This is a genomic window from Bacillus sp. B25(2016b) (assembly GCF_001679765.1).
Classification (GTDB): domain Bacteria; phylum Bacillota; class Bacilli; order Bacillales; family Bacillaceae_G; genus Bacillus_A; species Bacillus_A thuringiensis_K.
Map to the genome: position 1 here is coordinate 2,581,397 of NZ_CP016285.1, position 21,504 is coordinate 2,602,900.

Genomic DNA, 21,504 nt, shown 5'->3' on the forward strand with positions numbered 1-21,504 from the left:
GAAAACGCAAACTGATTACATTAGAAAGGACTGAACATTTTGCAATCCAAACTTATAACAGAACTTACTGATTTAGAAACTGCCTTTCATATTCGAAAAGAAGTATTTGTAAAAGAACAAGGTGTTCCTCTTACAGATGAATTCGATACATTCGATGAAATCGGAGAGCAATGTAAACATATTTTAGTTTATTATCATGATCTTCCTGTAGGCACAGGGCGTATACGATTTGTTGATGGTGTCGGAAAATTAGAACGTATTTGTATTTTAAAAGATTATCGTACATATGGATTAGGTAAAGTCATCATTCAAACGTTAGAAGAAATTGCTCGTAACGAACAAGCTACAAAAGTGAAGCTACACGGTCAAACACAAGCTGAAGGATTTTATAAAAAATTAGACTATCAAACTTCTTCTGATATATTTATGGAAGATGGCATTCCGCACATACTTATGACGAAAGTGTTATCATAATAAAAAGGGTAGTATATGAATCTTATGTATTCATACACTACCCTGTTTTATTAATAGAAAAGTGAATTCTCAAAATTACCTTTTGCATCAAAGCCCATCATCTTTTAGTTCATACCTAGGTAAAACTTACACTGTTTTCCATAATGATAATGCATAAATCCAGTTTGGATCACCATTTCCTTGATAACTCTGGACTGCTTCATATACTTTTCCTTCGTGTAGAACTCTATCTCCCTTTTTATATGCTTTTTTTGCATCCCACACTTCATATGAAGCGCTTTCAGTTTTTGTAGTAATTGTGAATATATCACTCTGTACGGATTCATTTCCAGCTACATCAACAGCTTTCACTACATATTTATAAGTAGTATTAGCGAGCAGATTTTTATCCAAATAAGAAGTTGTATTGGATGTTGCAATCTTTTTCATTGACCCTTCTGTTTCTCTATAAATATCATAATGGTCTACACCAATATTATCGTCAGATGGACTCCACATTAAATCCACACTTGACGCTGTCGTTCCCATACTATGTAATCCTTTTGGTTGTGTTGGTGCTTCTGTATCAGGAGTCTCAACTGACGTTTTTACTGTAAGCGCTGTACTTTCTTTTGATACATTGCCAGCTGCGTCAATTGCTTTTACAGTATAAGAGTAATCTGTACTTGGTTGTAACTTCTTATCAATAAAATGAGTCCCTGGTACTGTATCAATCATCTCTCCGTTACGGAAGATTTGATATCCTTTTACCTCTACATTATCCGTAGAAGCGTTCCATGTTAGTTCTACACTATTCGCTGTTACTTTTTGCGTCTGAAGTCCATTTGGACTACTTGGCGCTTCTATGTCTGGTTTCACATCATTAATAAGATTAACATCAATTACATTATAGAATGCATTTGCTGTATCAGCTACATCCCATACTGCTAAAATCACATGATATCCACTACGATCAGTAGGTACATTGATTTTATGAGTTAAATTATTTGAAGCTGCAGAACCATCATGTTGTACAGTTCCAATTGGTTCGAAATCTGCTCTTGTTAGCGCTTTATTTGGATTCCATCCTTTTTTAGTAATATAGTAATGCCACTTACTCGTTAAGTGAGGCGCAGTATACTTCCAAGTAAATGTATTTTCCCCACCAGTGATTGTATTTTTAAACCAACGATTTGCTGTTTGTTGATCTAAAATACCACCAAATTTTCCGCCTGCTGAAGCAATTTGTCCATCTACTGGACCACCTTGTGGGAACCCTTTTGGAGCTTCTAAACTTTGTGGTTCATACATAACACTTCCACAGTTTACATTTAGCGCACCATAAGTTGGACTACATAAAGCGGATCGGCTACCGGGCTTTTCAACAAAACCGTGCGCATAAGCATTTTGAGGAATAAGTGTCGTACTAATAATTCCAGCTGTTAATGCTACAGCTCCTAAACTTTTTTTGTTCATTTTCATATTTTGTAGTTGTTTTAAAAATCGATTATTCATGCTCATGTCTCCTTCTTGTTATACTTTGTAGTGGAATGTGGGCTTTGATGTAAAAGAATAACAAGAGACAAACTTGTACCGATGTATGTATTAATTATGCATACACCGCAGTGAAAATATATTTTTTCCTTGTGAAACATTTCACTTTATGAATATATCATGACATAGAACTCGCCTAAGCATGTGCAGCAGTTGTGCAGAAACAGTGAAATTATTACTAACATATAAAACCACATCCTGAAATCATAAAGTAAAACTTTAATTAGTTGGGGTTTTACGGTCGGTTAATACGGGATAAAATAAAAGTGTGCAGCAGAAATTGTAGACTTAGTTCTCAAAATTCACATTTAGTATTTTCATTTTTTCCATTTAAACAATTCTTCTCTTTTTACAACAGAAAAGTGTCTATATCATTTAATATAGACACTTTTTCATGTATAACTTTATATTTATTACTGACCTACAAATGTAAAAAATAGAATAATATTCTTTTAATCCCGCTTTTTTTGAAAGTACATTACCAAACGCAATGGCATCGTTCCATGAAATATTGACAACTGGTTTATGATTTTTATCAAAATTATTTAATGGACTATTTGTAATAGCATCATATAGTTTGATTGTTACAGCATACTTCGCAAGAAGAAATGGTTGAATTTGCACTAGCCATTCTTTTTTTATTCGATCATCTCTTAATACTACCTCTCCAGCTGGAATATTTACCATTAATGAATCGATTGTTTGAATTAAATCATTAGTCATTTTCTATTCCTCCAAACGTTCATTTTATATGAGTTTATAGTCATATACTCATTACAAAATACAATTTTCAAAAAGCGTTAAATTTTTCATAATAAAAAACGATTAGTTTAATTAAACTAATCGGTAAGATCCAAAAAGAATTGTTGTGTCACATTCTATTATTATATGTGCTCTATAAATTTCCGAACCTCATTTGGAGATTTTAAAACAATAACCTTTTTCTCTTCGGACAATTGCTCTAACCCTTTTAAAATTGTAGGTCGTTTAGCATTAGGATATTTCCATATTCATTAAAAAAATTGCAAATCAAATCTTTCTTCACATCCCGCGCCCATATCTGGCCTTGTTTTATTCCGGTATTTTACAATTCTTTTAAACGCACGATAAATACAAATTGTTCTATGAATATCAAGGAAGATAATTGTATCAGCTGCATTCAGTCTGATATCCATCGTCCCGCCATAATTCCCATCAATAATCCACTTCTCATCTTTAATTAAGTTATTTTGAACTGCTATTTGTTCTTCTCTCGGAACACCTTCCCAATTCGGTTTCCAAAATAATGCATCAAGATGATGCACCTTAATATTTAATTTATTTCCTAACTGCCTTGCTAATGTAGATTTTCCTGAACCACCAGAACCATTTAATATTATTTTTTTCATACCTTTACGATACCTTCTATAACTTCTTCAATAGCTTCCTTATTAGCAAAAATCCAGAAGAACATTTCTTCATTTAACTTTAATAAATCTGGTAACTGGACAAAATAAGCAATAAAGATAATTTGAATTGAAAGCATAACATACCAAATGGCTTTTCGTTCTTCTTTCGTTAAATCATTTTGTTTATAATAACCTTCAAAGACTTTGCTAACGATATGTAACCATTTCCCTCTTAATCTTTCATCACTAAATAGCTCGCTTAATATACTTGTACAGCAATAACATAAATCAAATATTTTTACATTATTTTCTAAAATCTCAAAATCTATAAACCCTTCCAGTTTATCATCTTTAAAGATTACATTTGATAGATGCATATCACGATGAATAATTTGTCTCGGTAATGAATGGACCGTTTCCTTGAAAGCTGCGTGCATTCGCTCCATCTTTTGAATTACCTCTCGATGAACATACTCATTCTTTTCTAAAATTGGTATAGCCCATTCAAATACCATCTTATATAAATCTCTTTTTATTAACTCATGGTCACTATTCACCGAATGTAATGCTTTGTGCAGATTAGCTATTTCTTCTCCAATTGTACTTGCTAGCCTTTCCAGCTTATCCGTATCTTTAATTTCTAAAACACTTCCGGCAACATACTCATATAAGCAATAACATTTCTCTTTATATAATACATATTGTTCATCATTTTCTGTCTTTACTACTCTCTGTACTTTAATTTCCTTTTCATACAGTTGCTTCAAAACATCGAATTCAACTAGAAGTTGCTTTATCGATCCCGTTCTCTTTAAAATGTACTCTTTATTCTTGCATAAAACCTTCGCTACTTTTGGTTGCATTACAGTAGCTGTGACATGTTCATTTCGAAACCAAAGCTTTGCAATTTCCAGTGCTTGTTCCATTTACAAATACCCCTTTTACAATTCTTATTTCTTCCGAAAAATAACCTCACACAGTATTCCCACTCCAACACCAATTGTATAAGCCACTACATCACTCCACAAAAAACCGTATCCCAACACGAGTCCGCCCAAAGTCGTTGCACGAATGCTATCTATCCATTCCGCATGATACAATTGGCTCGCTTCAATCCCGTAGCAAAACATTAAACTAATAAAAGCCAACTTCTTCGTCTCTGTTTTAGGAAACAAAAATCCAAAGCCAGTGAAAATCATTAATGCCCATAATGCATCACCTAAATAATCATTTAATAGATGTGGTAGTGCAAAAGCAAACTTTCTTGAGCTAAGACCTAAAATAATAACAACTATAGTAAATAGTGCATATACTACTCTATTTCGTTTCGTATTCATTTTAAAGTCTCCTAATATGTAATGTAAAACTGTAAATAGCTAGTAAAACAAAGTTATTTTACTAGCTATTTATTGATTGCTTTTATGATAAGAAAATGTGGATTCATATTTAAATAATAATATGATTTTTCGCTTACTTCTTTCATTTTTTCAATTGCCTTCGGTTCCACTATCTCTTCTAATACAAAATAATTTGTAGTTTCATTTAGTATGTCTTGTAATGATCTTCTAAAAAACTTGACTTCAATAGTAATATTCGGTTTAACCCAAGTATCTATTAATAACTGTTTTTCAAAATAATTTTCACATGGAAACTTTGTGAAATCCATAAAAGGATGATGAATAGAATAAATAAGTTCTCCACCTGGCTTCAATACACGACGAAATTCTTGAAATACTTGATTCCAATTTTCTATATAATGAAGAGTTAATGAGCTTACAATCACATCATACGTATTATCTTCAAATGGCAATGTTTCTTGCAGATCATGACAAAGGAACGTCGCTTCTTCTCCTATATTTTCTTTTGCTGCTTTTACCATTTCAGGACTTACATCAATTGCTGTAACATTTGCTCCTCTTCCTATGAATTGAGAAGTATACCATCCAGCTGCACATCCAGCATCTAATATCTTTTTTCCTTCTAGTTCCTTTGGAATAAGCTCCATCATCGCCGGTCTTTCATAATAACTGTTATATGGATTTGCGAAATCTAGATTTTCTTTATATGTACTCGCTAATTTATCATACGTATCTTTAATCGAATCTTTCATTACACACACTCCTAATACATATTAATCCATTAACTCCTGCTGCTTTTTCTTTGAAAATGATTGTAGTACTAAATCATACGACCAATCAATCATTTTATTAATTTGCTCCTGCTCTATATCCTTATGAATATAAACAGTATTCCAATGTTTTTTATTCATATGATACCCTGGAATAATTGTTTCTGGATAATCTTCTCTTATTCTTAATGCGACTTCTGGATCACACTTCAATGTAATCGCAGCTTTTTCGCCTTCTTCATGATTTACTATCGCAAATATTTTATTATTAAGCCTCATACATGTTGCACTCCAGCCACCTGGAGAATCTTCTGTCGCTTTTCTTTTCGATAAACAGTACGCTCTTGTTGCATTCATTTTAATTGGCACCTCTTATTCTTTCCCTGTTTGATTACGATGCATCACAATTTGCTTCGTTGCTTGAAATTGCTGCTCACCGTAAAACTTTATTAGCTTCTCTCCGCAAAATAGACTAACAATATGAGATATTTCTGGAAGTAATATTGTAAGCATCTTCTCTCCAATACCTTTATTTCTTACACTCTCATGTATGACAACATCTTCAATGTATGATCGAAAAACACCATCAGAAACGACTCTAGCAAATCCAACTAATTCATTTTCTTCCCATACTCCAATGGCTATACTATTCTTTAACATTTTTTCAATATCGACTTCTTTTCTTTCTGGCCACCAACCGACAGAATCATAAAGCTTCTTTATTTTTTCTGCACAGATTGGTTGTTCTTGTTGCAATTTATACGTGTACATATGCTTTCTCCCATCAATCAGTATACATAATATTATTATAATCTCTTTTCAAAAAAGTGCTGACTATGACCTTTCGGATGATCTTCAACGATACCATACTCTCGGTAACCGTGCTTTTTATAAAATTCTGGCGCTTGAAAACTAAATGAATCTAGCAATATTAATCTGCACCCTTTTTCCTTCGCAATTTCTTCAATTTTATGTAACAGTTGACTACCATAACCGTCATGACGAACTGATTTATCAACCCATAAAAAGTCGATATGAAGATGATAAAAATACATCGTACCTGTTACACCACCAAATATTTTTCCTTCTTCATTTTTTACTACGAGACTTACTTCTTCCATCGGCTGTTTTACTTCATCTGTTAAGATGGACATATTATATTGAATGACTTTATTTTTAATGTATTCTCCTTCAATACGTGTACCGTTCTCTATATGTTTCATATACATTGCTTCCTTTCAACTTAGTAAGCTACATTTTATTTTTCCCCTTTAAAATACTAATCAAAACGAATCCACCATATGTAACAAAGCATGAAAAGCCAATTATCCCTGGTACAGAGACATAGCCTACCCTTATGTAACTTATAACTGCAAAACAAGCGATAGACAATAAAATAGATGGCCAAAATATAACAGCTATTTTTCTTCGCCCTCGTTTCGATGTACTTTCTTTCTCTTCAGAAACACGTGTGCCAAAAAGCAATACAATACAAATAAGGATCGCTGCAAAGTAAATTGTATCTAATGACAAATTGTGATCATATAGGGCGATTCCAACTTCAAGAGCAATAATCGTTAAAATTAAAATAATGATTGTTAAAGTCTTTAAGTTTCTTTTCAATCGCTCACTCCTAGCATGCTTTCACTATATTCTTTGTATATGTATTTCAACGATACTGCAAAAACTTCATCTATTTCTTTATTTTCACTTCGATTAGGTAAATCTTTCCCCCCCAATAACGTAAAGAACCGGGAATTCGTTAAACACCCCTATTATACCAATATTTATTATTGCTGTAGGCAATCCACCTGTCATATGAGCTATATGATAATACGGTATCCCTTCATATTCTCCTTGCTGCCTTACCATTCCATTTATTATTGGTTCCCATAATTCCGGCTCAGTTTTATACCCTCGAAAAATTTGCACTAAAAGTGAATGTATTTCATTTAACTCTCCAACATTTTGTTCATCTCTAGGGTTTTCTTGAACATGTATGTTAGGGAAGTACGTTGAAACATGCTTTCTAATAGTATCCCATCCTCCGCAGTGCAATACAATCGCCTTTGCAATATAACTGTCATGACACGCTATCATCACTTCAACAGCTTTACTGAGTGATATTGTATCTCTTCCTTGCAAATGTGGATATAATTGTGCACTATCTTCTTTTGGATTAAATTTAATTTGGTGAAGCATATCATTCCAACTAATTTGTTTGTTTTTTACCATGTTTGCTACTGCAAATCCAATTGCCACTTTTGCTGCTGATGCTAAAGGAACATATAGTTCATTATTATAGGAGGCAATTATATCTTCAAATTTTGTAGAAGACACAATCACTCCAACTTGACCAGATTGTATTTCTTTCATTCCTTCAATGACAGTTTGCATATTCGCACCTCTTTTTATATTGTTTTATTACATTCTTTAATTTCGATATAGAATGTATAAAACCTTTTTTGTTACTTGATATGTATGCATACAATAAAAAAGATAGCATGAAATTTTCCCATGCTACCTTTCTAAAATACATACTAAGCAAAACGCAAATATCTATTCTTCCGTAGGCCTTTTAGGACCATTAAGCTCCAATTGATAAAAAGCTAAATCTAACCACCTATTAAACTTATAACCAGCCTTCTTAATTGTCCCCGCATGAACAAATCCATAGTTTTGATGCAAGGCAATACTTTTCTCATTCTCTGCATCAATTCCAGCAATTAAGGTCATATACTCTCTTTCCTTTGCAATTTTGATTAATTCTTTCATTAATGAAGACCCAATGCCACTTTTTCTATATGCCTTATCTACATACACAGAATGTTCAACTGAATATTTATAAGCAGGCCACGCTCTAAATGGACCGAATGTCGCAAATCCTACTACTTTATTATCTAATTCATATACGAAAATTGGATACCCTTCAGCCTTTTTTTGTTCATACCAATCTATTCTATTTTCAAGGGTTACAGGTTTATACGCATATACAGCTGTTGCATAAAGTATCGCATCGTTATAAATATCTAAAATGTATGCTAAATCTTTTTTCGTTGCTTCCCTTATCATTATTTTCTTCCTTTCATCATGTTCACCTTATTTTACTATCTTTTTAATAGTTTTATTTTATCGAAATTTCCGATTTTTATCTACATACGAATACTAGCTTTTCGGAAACCATCAAATATATTTATTGCAGCAGATAACATGTAGAAGAAAATTCCTCCCCTAATGAGCCACGTTTTAAACTCCTCTGAGGAAATAGTAAATGCATTTGCCAAATACGTAATAAACCCTGCGTTAAATACATGTGGATTTACTACAATTACAATGAATACTATCGTCCCAGCTATTTGAAGAATAGCATTCCCAATCGCCAATCTTTGCGTCCATTGTCCCTGCACTAATTTATAAAGGGATATACATATTTCAAAAACGATCATAATTACAACGATTGGCCAGTACTGCAATAAAACATCTTGATTAAAAGTTGGCGAGATAAACTTCAGTCCATTTGCCGTACCGTTATATACGCCAACAAGATAATTCGCATAAAAGTAAAGTGTAGCCCAAACTGCTGTCCACATTAAACCTCCAAAAACTTCAAACTTCGAGATTGCTTTTTTCTTTGGGATATACGAGATGTTTTTCAAATCATCTGGTGTCCATTTTTTTAAACTTGTTGTCAATGGTTGTGGGTCTTTTTCTTTATCTGTTCTTTCTAAAACAGCGAAAACAAGTGTTATCCAAAAAAATACTTGGAGACCTACTTCAAATGTTTTTGCAATTCCTTCACCCATCAATTTTAAAATAACGTTTACTACTGCCTGCTCACCACTATAACTAATAAAACTTTCTGCAGCCATTGAAATAAGTGCAATAACAACTGCAATTGGTATAATCATTTTTAATAATGTCATATATACATCAAAATAACGTGGTCCAATTAAATGCATCGGTCTATCCATGTATCCATTAGCCAATGAAACTGGACTTCCCAATTTTTCAAGAACGCTCTTTACATCATCTTCATTATAATTATCAGGTAACATATCCTCTATTGTTGACCGTATTTCAAGTGTAATATCTTCACGATTTTTTTCAGGTAATCTTTTTGCAACTTCATGGACGTAGATATCAATTAGACTCATTATCGTCCTCCTCCTTTAATAAGTTATACAGTTCTTTTGAATCCTTTATCCATTCTTTTTTCAACTGCAAAAATATTTCTAATCCATATTCACTTAAAACATAATACTTACGAGGTCTACTCTCCGTTTTATCCCAACTACTCGTCACTAATTCCTGCTTTTCTAATCGGCGAAGTAGCGGATATAAAGTACTTTGATCAATTGTAATTCCTGATTGCTCCAATAACTGGACAAGTGAATATCCGTACTGCGGCGTTGTTAATTGACTTAAAACGGCTAACGTTAATGTCCCTCTTCTTAACTCAGTAATTAACGAGTTTAATAAAGTATCCATTCACTCACCTCATTTCCATTACTATATGTCATACAGTATGTGTTTTATACTATGTATCGTACAGTATTAGTGTGACAAAAACTATAATTTTTTACCAAAAAACGGATAATGAAAAGCGCAAATTATATGATTTGTGCTTTTTTAGCTAAGTTATATATATCACTCTAAAAGGTAGCAACCTTAACTACTAATTTTGCAGTTCCAGTAATACTATATTAAGCTACAAATATCGTATACATATGATTTGAACATAACACCTCACTATAGGAAGCTAATAAAACGGAAAATTACCATAGTTGAATGATTCCTGTTTTATTCTTTAGGCGCTGTTAATTTCACACTGTTTTCAGCACCTAATCAACGTTATTTCCTTCATAAACTTCATCTTGTTCAAAATCTTTATTTTTGTTTGGTTTATTAGAGAAAAATAAAAAAACAATTAAATTAGGTTAATTGTTTTTCAAATACAAAATCTTTATTTTTTTAAATAACCTATGATATTCGAAAAGACAAATTCTCCAAATGCAAGTGGTATATAAATAAACCATAACTTTAATATTGCCTTTGTTTCTTTGTGATCAGAATCCCCCATTAAAACCAACCCTATCCTTTATTTTCAAATATTTTGATTTTAATTCCAATAACAAGGAAATTATACCATTTACCAATGTTGTAGTCTATGTTTTCTAAAAAATTAAATAAATAAAACTCTTGTATTCCTTCAATATTCAGATAAAAACAATAACTTTTTTACGTTTCATCTTCAAAGTCTATAATGAGTCCTGTTAGAACCGCTGCATTACCTATCGATTGGATCCCGTGACCATCTTAAATTCTTCCCACTCTAACTGCTCTTTTGTGATTCATCGTCACATTATGATGAATCACTCATACATTATCTAGAAGTAAAAAATCCTAATTCACTTTTCTCTTAAAGAGCACAATTCAAATGTGCTCTTTTTAAGTCCGTTCGAATAAAATTCAAAATCCTACTGATAAACAAAAAAACCTCGTTTATCAATAGGATTCATTAGCTATATATAGCGATTATAGCGAACTCCATCACCTATTACTAAAGTCGAACTGATTTAAGTAATATAAATTCCCCTTTTTCTTTAGAAAATTGAACAACCTCTACAATCGCCTCAACATTAATTACTCCGTAAACATGCGGATATTCTTGACCGTTAGAAGCAAGTTCATATTTTACTTCTGCTTTTAATAGAGCTGGATCAATTGTAAGTAATAAAACATCTTCTTCATGCTTGAAATATTTTTCTGCAACTTTTAAAGCTTGATCTAATAATGAACAATGAATAAATCCCTCTTCTATAAGTGATTCTTCATTAATTTCTCCAGTTGTTTTTGCGATTTCCCAATTACTTTTCGTAATTACTTTTGTAATCATAGTGACTCTCCCTTTTTAATTTATGTAATGATATAATAACACTAAATTTTCAACACGTGCTTAATAGATTGGGGACTTATAATGGATAAACCTCTCAATACATTACAAACTATTATTATACATATGAATAAAAATGAGCATTGGCATGATTTTATTTGTTACTGTCAGCATCGCGAAGCGGGACTTCGAAAATTAGCTTTTAAACATTTAGAGACATTTATTTCAAATGCAAAGAAATGGGAATCAAAAGATCAAGAAGAGTTTGCCATTTCGCTGTTTACTATTTTAGATGCATTAAACGAAAAAGATGGGATCTTAACTTTCTCACTAAATAGTTTTCTAATTGACATTCTATATAGATGGACAGAAAACAACCCATTTGATTCAAGACCTTTTAGATGGATAGGAATTTATATGGACTCTAGCAATAAAGAAGACGATTTAGAAAAATTCCTTCGAAAAGCGATTGAATTAGGTGGTGATACCGAACAAAAAGCCATGATATACCTAGTTTCTAATTACATCAATACTTTAGAATTTGGTACAAATGAATTCCCTTCAGGTTATTGCGGAGATTTAAGCGAATGTATAGAAAAACTTCCCTATATGCTGCAATTAATTAATAGAATTCAGAATAAGAACATAAAGGAGCAAAACATTGGGCAAATACAAGAACAACTACACCTTATTCTAGATTGGTTAAAACATACACAAACTCCAGTAGATGCCGTTCGTGTACGGGAAAAAGGACAAACTAAGGAATTAGAAAAGGTCATTGTATATTATTTACACAACAGCTCAAGTCGTTAATTCATCGTGTACAGAGATAATAAAGTTGTTTAAAAAACGCCAGTCATGTTATTCAACAATCGGGCTATATAACGGAATAAATACTTGTGAAAATTAAAAACATTTGAAATAATCGTCATTAAGTTGAAGCAGAGCGATTGCAGCAAAAGGTGATACGACTTTTTCTTACTTAATAATCGTACGATAGTTAAAAAATTCAACTAATTATATTCCGAAAGGGTGTGTGTAGTATCTTATCAACTAATGTTTTTACTTATAAATCTAAGGATAGAAAAACAGTAATAATTAGAGAAGCTAAAGAACAGGATGCAGAAAGAATACTAGATTCTGCTTCAAAAGCTTTAATAAACGCTCCATACATGCTAAGTACGGTTGAGGATGTAAAAAAGGTGCGTATCGATGCTATTCAAAAAACGTTAAAAGCTTATCTTGAAAATCCAAATTATGTACAGTTTATTGCTGAAGTTGATGGTAAGTTAGTCGGTGCAATAGATTTTAAGAACGGAAACAAAGAAAAAATTAGTCATCAAGGGGCTTTTGCGATGACCATACTACCTGAATATCGAAATTATGGTATTGGAAGAGCTCTTCTAGAAACGTTAATCAATTGGGCTAAAAATAACAGTAAGATTGAAAAAGTTTGTCTTGAGGTAATGGAAGATAATCTAGGTGCAATCCAGTTATATAAGAATCTAGGCTTCTTTGAAGAGGGTAGAAAAGCAAAGGGTATAAAATTGGATGATAGCTATTAAAATTTAATATTAATGGCTTTATTCGTTTAAAATCGAACACTAATTTCAATATAAAAAGAGGATCTTCATAGTCATCTCCCTGTTAAGTAGACAGTAATAGAAATCCTCTTTTTATATTTATCTCACATTAGCTTGCAGTAAAAATCCCCACTGATTATAGTTTCACTTTATTTTAATCCTTTAATTAAAGGTGACGCTTCTCCACTATAGAAAATCCATAAGTCATGAAGTGATCTCGTACATCCGACATATAGTAATTTTGCATCATGCTTTGTGTTTTTGTAATGTTCCTCATCCACATCAATTAAAAGCACCGCATCAAATTCTAAACCTTTCGCTAAATAGACAGGTACTACTGATATACCACCTTCATATTTACTTTGGTTTGCTTCAATTACGTTTACCGTTAATCCTGCATTTGTTAATTTCACATATATATCACGGCATTCATCTTCTGTTCTTCCGATTACCGCAATTGTTTTCACATCTGCATTTTGCAAATGTTTTACCGTCTTCACAATTTCAGTAAATTGATTTTCTGTATGAATTACTTTCACATCTTCTCCACTGCGGAAGACTGGTGTTGCGAGTCCTACTGGGATTTCTGCATTTTTAATTATTTCATTTGCAAATTCAATAATTTCTTTTGTAGAACGATAACTTCTTGTCAATTCATAATAACCGGTTTCTTGGAATACTTCCTTAAAAGCATTCCAATCTTCAATTCCTTGGTAATCATAAATCGCTTGCGATAAATCACCTAATATAGTGAAAGAATTACCTAATGTAATTTCTTTTAATACATAAACTTGGAAAGGCGAAAAATCTTGCGCTTCATCAATAACAACGTGATGAAACTTCTGCCCGATTTCAATCCCTGTTATACGATGATGTATGTATATTAAAGCTGGTAAATCTTCTACATACACTTCTTTTTTACGACAACTCTTTTCTGTTTCTTTAACAAGTTCTTCAGGTAATACCTCGAGTATTTCTTTACTTTTTACTATTGAACTATACAGTGAAAGAGCACTCATTTTCGGCCAAAACTTCATATATGCGTTCAGTCTCTTAGTCGCTTCTTTTTTAAGTAATTTTTTCTCGTTTGTTTCCCCGAATTTTTTAAGTTCAATTTCAATCCAGCGCTTCATTCGTCCTACTAATCGTTCTCTTCTTTTCTGTAAAGGATAATGTTTATATTCAACTTGCATCCATTTTTTAATATCTTCTACTGGAATAATCGCTCTATCCCACGCCTCAAAATCTTTTGTCGGAACTAACTCATTTTCAAATTGGATCATTCTCTCTTCAATAAACTTCTTAAATTCCAACGTACCCTTTAATTTACCTAGCATTACCTTCTTTTGATCACGATTAATTGAAAATGCTTCTTTCAATTTTTCTTCTGTCTGCTTTAGTTTCACTGAATCATCTAACGTACGTAATGCCCAATCCAGAAACGTTGTTTGACTAATATTCCCTACACCTAATTCAGGAAGTACACTCGAAATGTAGTCTAAAAACAGACTATTCGGCGCAAATACGATCATTCTTTCTGCTTCTAGTTGTTCACGATATTCATAAATTAAAAAAGCAAGGCGATGTAAAGCAATTGTTGTCTTTCCGCTCCCTGCAACCCCTTGAATAAGTAATGGTAAATTTCTTTCCGCTCGAATAATATCATTTTGTTCCGATTGAATCGTTGAAACAATATCCTTTAGCTTATTATCTTTATTCTCACCTAATCGATATAGAAGAAAATCATCGGCATGCGATACATCTTCATTTCCTTTTACATATGTATCAACAACACGTTCAAGTTCTCTTTTTCGAATGGAAATGTTTCGTTTTAAATACACATCACCTTCTACTAACCCATCTGGTGATTGATAAAATGCTAATTCTTCTCCACCGGTAAATGAATAAAACATACTTGCGACAGGCGCCCGCCAATCAATAATGATTGGCTTCATCGTGTCCATATCCGAAACCCCTACTTTTCCGATATAAATCGGCATAACTTCTTCTTTTCCATCTTCCTGAAAATCTAACCTTCCAAAGTACGGCTCTTGCACACCAATACGTAAGTTTTGTCTATTAGACTCCCTCATACTTTCAAGAATTTGCTCTTTAAAATCTTCTCCATAATAAACCGGGGTTTTTTCAAGCTTATCCAATTGCTCATCCATCGTATGTAAAGTATCCTTCATTTTTTGTAACTCACCTTCAAATATGTTGCTCATTTCGACGATTCCCTCCTGTCCGTTCTAATTTTTCAGTCGAAGTATCATTGTATTAAAAACCCAATCATAAAGTCAATAGTTTCTGTTTAAATTTTCCGAAAAAACTTATTTTTCATCTTTCTAATTTAAAAAGAATATGCAACATCTAAATCACACAAATACACATATAGTATAGTGATGCATACAAAAGATACTACTTTCTATTTGTCTCCTATTTAATTTATCTATTAACAAATATTGTAAAAATTAAAGACTTTAATCAATGGGCGTTTTACTGCCCACAAATAGTAGGATAAATAAAAGTAAAGGAGGCTCTTCAAATGAATATTTTGAATCTATCTCAAGATTAAATATGCTTCTATCTGGCTGTATCCTTATGGTTTGTTGGTCAATTATGTATGTTGAAATATATAGACTTACAAAATCCGTCTGGCCATGTGTTATCATGCATGCAATCGAGGATGCTGTTCCTACTGTTTTAGTTACAATAACAGGGATTATTACTCTTACAAACAGTAGTGATTTTTGGTTAAATCCTACTAGCGGGGTCGCTGCTACTGTTTTATTTCTCGGAATTGGAATCGTACTAAGAACTATAAGAATAAAAAGAGAACGACAATTATTCACACAATAAAAAGCAGATAATGAATTCGTCATTATCTGCTTTCCAATTTTTAAAACTACCTTATTATATTTTTTGATACATAAGCCAGTCTCCAGAGTCTATCACTTTCTTTAACATCTTTTTATCCTGAGCGATATACACATATGCCTCAATTTCCCTATAAGCAACATATATTGTTTGCGTGATTCGATTATATAAATCAGTCTCCGCATTACCTTTATATTCTTCTAGTTCATCTAACTTACACAATATCTCATCATTTACTACATAAATTTCTCCATACACCTGTTCTTCAATCGAATAAGTCATGGCCGGATATCCTTCGTTCGTATCAAATAATTTTCCATATGTCCAAGCTCTGTCTGCGATGCATGTTGCACCTAGCATATAATGAGCATTCGTTTGTCCTCTTCTTAACGTTCCATAAACGAAAACATGATACATAAATTCTTATCCCCTTTATATGCCTCTACTTTCTTATTTGTAAATAAGCACGAATCATAAAGTAACTCACTTCATTAGGAAGCTGTTCTTTAATAGATTTCAGACCACCATCTGCATTTTGAACGGCAGTTTCAATAAGAGATTCATACTCTGCTGGAACAAAGCTTTGCCAATCTACTTCCATTCCATCCTCATAGCAGCGAATTAAATGGTTTTCGATTGTTTGTCTTGATAAGTTACGTTCTTTTGCAATCTCATTCAAATCAATACCTTGTTTATACATTTCATACGTTTCTAAATGAGAATTTGCGGACGCTTTTCCTGACTTTTTACGCTCTGAAACTACTTCTGTCTTAATCGTTTCAGCATAATTTGGATTTTCCTTAATAAAATGCTGAACTGCTTGTAAGAAGTGCGAGCCATATTTCACAAGTTTGTGTTCTCCGATACCTTTTACCGTCAACAATTCGGAATCACTTTGCGGCATTTTCACACACATATCTTTTAATGTTTGGTCAGAGAAAATAACGAATGGCGGTACACCTTCTCCTTGTGCAATTTCTTTACGTACTTCACGAAGCACTTCAAATAAAGGATGGTCTTGAACAATTTGTCTTGTCTCTACTCGTTCTTTTCGTAAAACATTCTCTTTACCAAGTAATACTTCTTTCCCTTTTTCAGTTACTTTTAACGTCGGATAAGTGCCATGTTCAACTGCAATTAACTCGTCTGAAATTAAAAACTCAATAAACTCACTGACCTCTTTTACACTACGGTTCGATAAAAGCCCATACGTTGGTAAAGTATGAAAATTAAATTCAATAACTTTCTTATTCTTCGACCCAGTTAATACTTGCGCTATCATTTGCTTTCCAAAGCGTTGGTTCGTTCTAATCATGCATGATAAAACCATTTGTGATTCTCTTGTCACATCGATGCTCTCGCGATTGTCTGTACAATTACCACAGCGTCCACAATCTTCTTTCGGTTCTTCTCCAAAGTATTGCAAAATGAATGATTGTAAACATTGTTCTGTATGACAGTAATCGGTCATATTTTGCAATTTTTCAAGTTCATTTGAAAAACGTGATTCTCCAGTTGATTGATCAATTAAAAAACGCTGTACTTGTACATCTTGAGAAGAATATAACAATATACATGTACTATCTAATCCGTCACGACCAGCACGTCCTGCTTCTTGATAGTAACTTTCCATATTTTTTGGAAGCTGATAATGAATTACGTAACGAATATTCGATTTATCAATACCCATCCCGAATGCAGATGTTGCTACCATTACACTTACTTCATCTCGTAAAAAGAGTTCTTGTTGCTCATTTCGATCAATATCACTCATACCAGCGTGATATTTTGATACAGAAACTCCTGCCTTCATTAAATCTTCATATAACTGATCGACTACTTTTCTAGTAGCTGCATATATAATCCCAGATTCCTTTTGATTTTGACGAATATAATCCGCCAAATATGCATTTCGATCTTGCCCTTTAATAACAGAAAACGATAAGTTTTCACGCTCAAACGTTGTCATAATTGTATTTTCTTGATTAATTTCAAGTGTATTACAAATATCATCACGTACTTGCGGTGTTGCTGTTGCTGTTAATGCTAATACGAGCGGCTTTTCTGGAAGATAATCTAATATGCGATGTATATGTAAATAACTTGGACGGAAATCATGTCCCCACTGTGAAATACAGTGTGCTTCATCAATCGCAATCATAGGGATTTTCATATCGATAAGTTGGTCAACAAACTCCATCGAATCAAGACGCTCAGGCGCCACATAAAGTAACTTGTAATGTCCTTGTTTCGCTAATTGAATTCGCTGATTTGCTTCTGCAATAGATATAGAACTATTAATATATGTAGCTGAAATGCCATTCTGTACCAATGTATCTACTTGATCCTTCATAAGTGATATTAGAGGCGATATAACCAACGTCGTTCCTTCAAATACTAATGCCGGAATTTGATAACAAATCGACTTACCGCCACCGGTTGGCATAATACAAACCGTATCTTTCCCATCTAGTACATTTTTAATTGTTTCATCTTGTCCTCTTCGAAACGAAGAATAACCAAAGTAGGACGCTAAAAGTTCTTGTGCTTTAGTAAACAAAAAAGAGTCACCTGCTTTTCTTTATCTTTCATCTACTTCTATTATATCAATCACTTATGCGACTTGAAAGGGATGATTAGATGCTTATTGTTTTTTCATTATTCTATGTTTCTTCACTTATTTAATATGAATTAGCATCATTATTTTATATGTTTTACAGCATTTATAACGTAAATCCAGTACACAAGAAGAAAGATTTTCAATTTAAATGTTCATTTTATTTCCCTTTCTTGAATACTACTAATCGTATACATATAAATTCAGGAGGTTACTATATGAATCATCGTAATATGAGTTCCATCAACGCAAAAACGAAAACACAAAAGCCCCAATTCTCTAATAATGATGCGTGGAAATATGAATCATACTATAAGTATCAGGCATTATTCTCTTATAAAAAGCTTTTTAATTTTTTTTCTCAACTTTTTAGACGTTAATATATGCACAAAAAATATATTATTCACAGAAGTTTTCTCAATATTAAACGTATAGACTTACTACAATTGAATTGTTAACATATATAATAATCTGTTGGATAAACCCCTTAAGTTGACCTGCTTATATTAGCAGGTCTTTTTCATGATTACATACTTCTGTGCACCTCAATCTCACTTCCACTTCTTTTCTCCATTTTATAACCATATTTAAATCCCAACAATTCATGATAATCATAAATTGTTGGGATTTAAATTGTTCACATATAATTATGCAATTCTTCTTTCTCAATACACAAAAGTCATTTTACTTGTTACTATAAAAGTACTCCAGATGAGTTTTTGCTCATCGACATTATCTAGTTATTGGGACCTGCCGCGGGAAGCAGGTCCCTTTGACTGTATTAAGGTACCAATTTCATTTGGACACATTTACCAGGTTTTTTCAAAAGAATTTTATGATAACATTACGTAGTCGAGTCCGACATCTCGGCAATACCCTTTTGAGGGTCTGCAACTTCCCTTGCAGACCCTATTTTACTTTATATTCACTTTATTCATATATACCACAACATCATTCACCTAATTTCTCCATTTCAAATTCCCTAAAAATAATCTAGGACACGTAACTAAAAATAAATCTTCATCATACTTTGAGTTATACATGTTCAAAGGAGTGTTACTATTTATGTATTCTTATTGGCAATCGTATTACTCCCCCTACCATAACCCTTATGTAAACTATGATTTATCCGTACGGAACTACCGAATTAGTAAAAATGAGAATTTTTTAAAAGGGTATATGCGTTCTTTATGGGAACAACACGTCGCTTGGACGAGATTGGCTATTGTAAGTATAGTATTTAATTTACCAGATGTTAACGTTACTGTTGGGCGACTTCTACAAAACGCAACACATATGGGACTATCACTTGAACCATTTTACGGTGAAGATGCAGTGAAAAAATATAGTGCATTAATTAAAGATCACTTAGTAATTGCAGCGGATCTTGTTAAAGCCGCAAAAGCTGGTAATCAAAATGCAGCGGCCGCTATAGAGAAAAAATGGTACGCTAATGGTGACGCAATTATTGAATTTCTTAACAGTATCAACCCATATATAGATAAAGAAGAATTTAGAAAAATGTTTTATGAACATTTAGCACTAACGAAAGCAGAAGCACTTGCCTTCCTAAATAAAGATTATGAAGCAGGAGTAGAACTTTACGATAAAATTGAAAAAGAAGCATTAGAAATGGCCGACATGATAACAAACGCAATCGTAAAACAATTCCCGCAAGTATTTCAATAAAGTGAAACTTTAATCAGAGTAGGTATTACTACTAAGTAATACTTGATAAAAATAAGTCGATTTCCCAACATAAATCGGCTTATTTAGTTTTCTCTCCATGATATTTCACCTCTCCTCTTTACATTTAGCTTATATCGATATATTTTATTAATATCCGTTTTTTATAGGAGGAAATAGTTTGATTAACGCGATTGGTCTAGTTTTTATACTTACAAATAAACACGAGAAAAAAAAGAAAGTTTACTTAAATGAAAAATTTGCACTAATAGATATTATTGATTCTAAAGAAGTATTTGATGATGAAGGGAATCCTTTAGTAGAACTAACATGTAAATACAGTATATATTTAGATGAGAAATATTACTGTAAATCTCTCGATGATTATACTGGACAAGTATTTCCTTTCTTAAGTGCAAAAATAGGAAAAGGTCTTCTAAGAAACTTAAACTACTACTTTTCTTACGTTGATGCCTATGATAAGAAACCACCAGTTAAAGAAATAAGACCACTTATGAAACAAGTAACTAACAGATAGCCAAAAATACAAAAAAGAAAGCATCTAACTCTGGATGTTTTCTTTTTTATTGAAAATTCATTAACTTTCATACTCTTCTAAAAGTCTGTATCCAAGCATATTTTAAATTAAAAACATTGGAGGATTAGAGTGAATGAAATACTCAGAAACAATTATAAGCAAACGACTTCGAATACTTAAAATGACGGGTATGTTTTTCATGCTAGTGTTAATAGCATGGATTGGCTATACAAAATTACTTTATGAAAACGGCTTTCTTCAAGAAAAAAAGAATTCAGTAGAAGTAATGAACACTAGCATTACAGGAGAAATAGAGCAGCTTTTTCATATAAACTTGCAAGGTTATCGAAAAACAAGCCTTGATGCTGTTATAGAAGCCAGTAAAACCGATCCAAGTGAACTATCCTTAATTGAACTAGTCAACAAATCCTGTTCGCGAGATTGCATAGGTGAACCAGTTACATATGTAAACTCAAACAATGGATATATCTTTTATAAGGAATCTAATGGAACTAATGTAGCTATAACGGTTAAAAAGAAAGACACATGGGTAATTGTAAAGAAATCTGTTCAAGATGGAATATAATCACCCCAAAAAAGAGTACGCATCGTACTCTTTTTTATTATTAATACCCTTCCTCTTCATGCCCACAATGGCATTTCGCTTTTGTTTTACAATGACATTTTTCACACTCACACTTCGGTTTCTCTTTGCAACAACACTCGTGAAAATCATTGCGCTTACATCTACATCTCCCAAACATTAAATCATCCCAAAATTTATTAC

Annotated in this window: 22 protein-coding genes, 4 pseudogenes and 1 riboswitch; of the genes and pseudogenes, 7 read left to right on the plus strand and 19 right to left on the minus strand. The window is 32.6% G+C overall.

Annotated elements, in window-relative coordinates; translation table 11 throughout:
• Window positions 1-39: 39 nt before the first annotated feature.
• Window positions 40-474, plus strand: coding sequence for a GNAT family N-acetyltransferase (locus BAQ53_RS13120; RefSeq protein ID WP_001190880.1), 435 nt, complete (start codon window positions 40-42; stop codon window positions 472-474).
• 126 nt (window positions 475-600) lie between these two features.
• Here the strand turns inward: BAQ53_RS13120 and BAQ53_RS13125 are convergent, their stop codons facing one another.
• The 15 genes and pseudogenes from BAQ53_RS13125 to BAQ53_RS13195 all read right to left on the minus strand — a co-directional run bounded on the left by BAQ53_RS13125 (window position 601) and on the right by BAQ53_RS13195 (window position 11,419).
• Entirely contained in the window at window positions 601-1,968 is a 1,368-nt protein-coding gene (locus BAQ53_RS13125; RefSeq protein ID WP_208905404.1) for a lytic polysaccharide monooxygenase, read from the minus strand.
• Window positions 1,969-2,442: 474 nt separating this feature from the next.
• Window positions 2,443-2,730: pseudogene (locus BAQ53_RS13130) on the minus strand (formylglycine-generating enzyme family protein); the annotation flags it as partial.
• A 161-nt stretch (window positions 2,731-2,891) separates the two neighbouring features.
• A pseudogene (locus BAQ53_RS13135) lies at window positions 2,892-3,395 on the minus strand (DNA topology modulation protein).
• On the minus strand, window positions 3,392-4,321 hold the full coding sequence (locus tag BAQ53_RS13140) for a phosphotransferase enzyme family protein (protein WP_208905405.1): 930 nt from the start codon (window positions 4,319-4,321) through the stop codon (window positions 3,392-3,394). Before BAQ53_RS13140 ends, BAQ53_RS13135 begins: the two are co-directional and overlap by 4 nt.
• Window positions 4,322-4,345: 24 nt before the next feature.
• Window positions 4,346-4,732, minus strand: a complete 387-nt coding sequence (locus tag BAQ53_RS13145) for a ribosomal maturation YjgA family protein (protein ID WP_001093461.1) — start codon at window positions 4,730-4,732, stop codon at window positions 4,346-4,348.
• 65 nt (window positions 4,733-4,797) lie between these two features.
• Entirely contained in the window at window positions 4,798-5,505 is a 708-nt protein-coding gene (locus BAQ53_RS13150; protein WP_000655257.1) for a class I SAM-dependent methyltransferase, read from the minus strand.
• A 21-nt stretch (window positions 5,506-5,526) separates the two neighbouring features.
• A complete protein-coding gene (locus BAQ53_RS13155) occupies window positions 5,527-5,880 on the minus strand; it encodes an MmcQ/YjbR family DNA-binding protein (protein ID WP_000994630.1) in 354 nt (117 codons plus the stop codon).
• A 15-nt stretch (window positions 5,881-5,895) separates the two neighbouring features.
• Entirely contained in the window at window positions 5,896-6,294 is a 399-nt protein-coding gene (locus BAQ53_RS13160) for a GNAT family N-acetyltransferase (RefSeq protein WP_208905406.1), read from the minus strand.
• 35 nt (window positions 6,295-6,329) lie between these two features.
• The gene (locus BAQ53_RS13165; RefSeq protein WP_000680417.1) at window positions 6,330-6,746 is read right to left on the minus strand and encodes a GNAT family N-acetyltransferase; all 417 of its coding nucleotides are present in this window, start codon (window positions 6,744-6,746) and stop codon (window positions 6,330-6,332) included.
• 28 nt (window positions 6,747-6,774) lie between these two features.
• On the minus strand, window positions 6,775-7,146 hold the full coding sequence (locus BAQ53_RS13170; protein WP_000827982.1) for a hypothetical protein: 372 nt from the start codon (window positions 7,144-7,146) through the stop codon (window positions 6,775-6,777).
• Window positions 7,143-7,920 (minus strand): annotated as a pseudogene (locus BAQ53_RS13175) (serine hydrolase). The gene BAQ53_RS13170 and the pseudogene BAQ53_RS13175 overlap by 4 nt, the downstream one beginning before the upstream one ends.
• Before the next feature lie 162 nt (window positions 7,921-8,082).
• Window positions 8,083-8,595, minus strand: coding sequence for a GNAT family N-acetyltransferase (locus BAQ53_RS13180; RefSeq protein WP_208905407.1), 513 nt, complete (start codon window positions 8,593-8,595; stop codon window positions 8,083-8,085).
• 80 nt (window positions 8,596-8,675) lie between these two features.
• A complete protein-coding gene (locus BAQ53_RS13185) occupies window positions 8,676-9,677 on the minus strand; it encodes an HAAS signaling domain-containing protein (protein WP_208905408.1) in 1,002 nt (333 codons plus the stop codon).
• Window positions 9,664-10,011 carry a PadR family transcriptional regulator gene (locus BAQ53_RS13190; RefSeq protein WP_000380305.1) on the minus strand — a complete coding sequence of 116 codons (348 nt, stop codon included), beginning with the start codon at window positions 10,009-10,011 and terminating at the stop codon, window positions 9,664-9,666. The genes BAQ53_RS13185 and BAQ53_RS13190 overlap by 14 nt, the downstream gene beginning before the upstream one ends.
• 1,014 nt (window positions 10,012-11,025) lie before the next feature.
• Window positions 11,026-11,087, minus strand: a riboswitch (Fluoride riboswitch).
• On the minus strand, window positions 11,084-11,419 hold the full coding sequence (locus BAQ53_RS13195) for a DUF952 domain-containing protein (protein WP_000629083.1): 336 nt from the start codon (window positions 11,417-11,419) through the stop codon (window positions 11,084-11,086). Its footprint overlaps the riboswitch before it by 4 nt.
• A gap of 81 nt (window positions 11,420-11,500) precedes the next feature.
• On the opposite strand from BAQ53_RS13195, the gene BAQ53_RS13200 reads away from it, so the two are divergent.
• Both BAQ53_RS13200 and BAQ53_RS13205 read left to right on the plus strand, forming a co-directional pair.
• Window positions 11,501-12,229, plus strand: coding sequence for a hypothetical protein (locus BAQ53_RS13200; RefSeq protein ID WP_208905409.1), 729 nt, complete (start codon window positions 11,501-11,503; stop codon window positions 12,227-12,229).
• Between the two features lie 221 nt (window positions 12,230-12,450).
• Window positions 12,451-12,981: a GNAT family N-acetyltransferase gene (locus tag BAQ53_RS13205; RefSeq protein ID WP_208905410.1), complete on the plus strand. Its 531-nt coding sequence runs from the start codon at window positions 12,451-12,453 to the stop codon at window positions 12,979-12,981.
• A 167-nt stretch (window positions 12,982-13,148) separates the two neighbouring features.
• Here the strand turns inward: BAQ53_RS13205 and BAQ53_RS13210 are convergent, their stop codons facing one another.
• Window positions 13,149-15,224, minus strand: coding sequence for a HelD family protein (locus BAQ53_RS13210; protein WP_000065194.1), 2,076 nt, complete (start codon window positions 15,222-15,224; stop codon window positions 13,149-13,151).
• 319 nt (window positions 15,225-15,543) lie between these two features.
• Between BAQ53_RS13210 and BAQ53_RS13215 the strand changes: the two are divergent.
• Window positions 15,544-15,858 (plus strand): annotated as a pseudogene (locus tag BAQ53_RS13215) (CPBP family intramembrane glutamate endopeptidase); the annotation flags it as partial.
• Window positions 15,859-15,912: 54 nt separating this feature from the next.
• Here the strand turns inward: BAQ53_RS13215 and BAQ53_RS13220 are convergent.
• On the minus strand, window positions 15,913-16,293 hold the full coding sequence (locus BAQ53_RS13220) for a gamma-glutamylcyclotransferase family protein (RefSeq protein ID WP_208905411.1): 381 nt from the start codon (window positions 16,291-16,293) through the stop codon (window positions 15,913-15,915).
• A 25-nt stretch (window positions 16,294-16,318) separates the two neighbouring features.
• Complete coding sequence (gene recQ / locus BAQ53_RS13225) at window positions 16,319-18,436, minus strand: DNA helicase RecQ (protein ID WP_000494267.1); 2,118 nt, start codon at window positions 18,434-18,436, stop codon at window positions 16,319-16,321.
• Between the two features lie 1,122 nt (window positions 18,437-19,558).
• Between recQ and BAQ53_RS13230 the strand changes: the two genes are divergently transcribed.
• The 3 genes from BAQ53_RS13230 to BAQ53_RS13240 all read left to right on the plus strand — a co-directional run bounded on the left by BAQ53_RS13230 (window position 19,559) and on the right by BAQ53_RS13240 (window position 21,303).
• Window positions 19,559-20,182 (plus strand): hypothetical protein, encoded by a 624-nt coding sequence (locus BAQ53_RS13230; RefSeq protein WP_000287736.1) that lies wholly within the window; start codon window positions 19,559-19,561, stop codon window positions 20,180-20,182.
• A gap of 178 nt (window positions 20,183-20,360) precedes the next feature.
• Window positions 20,361-20,717 (plus strand): hypothetical protein, encoded by a 357-nt coding sequence (locus BAQ53_RS13235; protein ID WP_000606231.1) that lies wholly within the window; start codon window positions 20,361-20,363, stop codon window positions 20,715-20,717.
• 133 nt (window positions 20,718-20,850) lie between these two features.
• Window positions 20,851-21,303 carry a hypothetical protein gene (locus BAQ53_RS13240; RefSeq protein ID WP_000877572.1) on the plus strand — a complete coding sequence of 151 codons (453 nt, stop codon included), beginning with the start codon at window positions 20,851-20,853 and terminating at the stop codon, window positions 21,301-21,303.
• Here BAQ53_RS13240 and BAQ53_RS13245 read toward each other — a convergent pair whose 3' ends face one another.
• On the minus strand, window positions 21,304-21,477 hold the full coding sequence (locus BAQ53_RS13245) for a hypothetical protein (protein ID WP_000503012.1): 174 nt from the start codon (window positions 21,475-21,477) through the stop codon (window positions 21,304-21,306).
• Between the last annotated feature and the right edge of the window lie 27 nt (window positions 21,478-21,504).

Excerpts from the sequence above, each read along its gene's own strand:
- BAQ53_RS13125 (WP_208905404.1), bottom strand. The coding sequence starts at position 1,968 with ATGAATAATCGATTTTTAAAACAACTACAAAATATGAAAATGAACAAA.
- BAQ53_RS13140 (WP_208905405.1), bottom strand. The coding sequence starts at position 4,321 with ATGGAACAAGCACTGGAAATTGCAAAGCTTTGGTTTCGAAATGAACAT.
- BAQ53_RS13145 (WP_001093461.1), bottom strand. The coding sequence starts at position 4,732 with ATGAATACGAAACGAAATAGAGTAGTATATGCACTATTTACTATAGTT.
- BAQ53_RS13150 (WP_000655257.1), bottom strand. The coding sequence starts at position 5,505 with ATGAAAGATTCGATTAAAGATACGTATGATAAATTAGCGAGTACATAT.
- BAQ53_RS13155 (WP_000994630.1), bottom strand. The coding sequence starts at position 5,880 with ATGAATGCAACAAGAGCGTACTGTTTATCGAAAAGAAAAGCGACAGAA.
- BAQ53_RS13160 (WP_208905406.1), bottom strand. The coding sequence starts at position 6,294 with ATGTACACGTATAAATTGCAACAAGAACAACCAATCTGTGCAGAAAAA.
- BAQ53_RS13165 (WP_000680417.1), bottom strand. The coding sequence starts at position 6,746 with ATGAAACATATAGAGAACGGTACACGTATTGAAGGAGAATACATTAAA.
- BAQ53_RS13180 (WP_208905407.1), bottom strand. The coding sequence starts at position 8,595 with ATGATAAGGGAAGCAACGAAAAAAGATTTAGCATACATTTTAGATATT.
- BAQ53_RS13185 (WP_208905408.1), bottom strand. The coding sequence starts at position 9,677 with ATGAGTCTAATTGATATCTACGTCCATGAAGTTGCAAAAAGATTACCT.
- BAQ53_RS13190 (WP_000380305.1), bottom strand. The coding sequence starts at position 10,011 with ATGGATACTTTATTAAACTCGTTAATTACTGAGTTAAGAAGAGGGACA.
- BAQ53_RS13195 (WP_000629083.1), bottom strand. The coding sequence starts at position 11,419 with ATGATTACAAAAGTAATTACGAAAAGTAATTGGGAAATCGCAAAAACA.
- BAQ53_RS13200 (WP_208905409.1), top strand. The coding sequence starts at position 11,501 with ATGGATAAACCTCTCAATACATTACAAACTATTATTATACATATGAAT.
- BAQ53_RS13210 (WP_000065194.1), bottom strand. The coding sequence starts at position 15,224 with ATGAGCAACATATTTGAAGGTGAGTTACAAAAAATGAAGGATACTTTA.
- BAQ53_RS13220 (WP_208905411.1), bottom strand. The coding sequence starts at position 16,293 with ATGTATCATGTTTTCGTTTATGGAACGTTAAGAAGAGGACAAACGAAT.
- BAQ53_RS13230 (WP_000287736.1), top strand. The coding sequence starts at position 19,559 with ATGTATTCTTATTGGCAATCGTATTACTCCCCCTACCATAACCCTTAT.
- BAQ53_RS13240 (WP_000877572.1), top strand. The coding sequence starts at position 20,851 with ATGAAATACTCAGAAACAATTATAAGCAAACGACTTCGAATACTTAAA.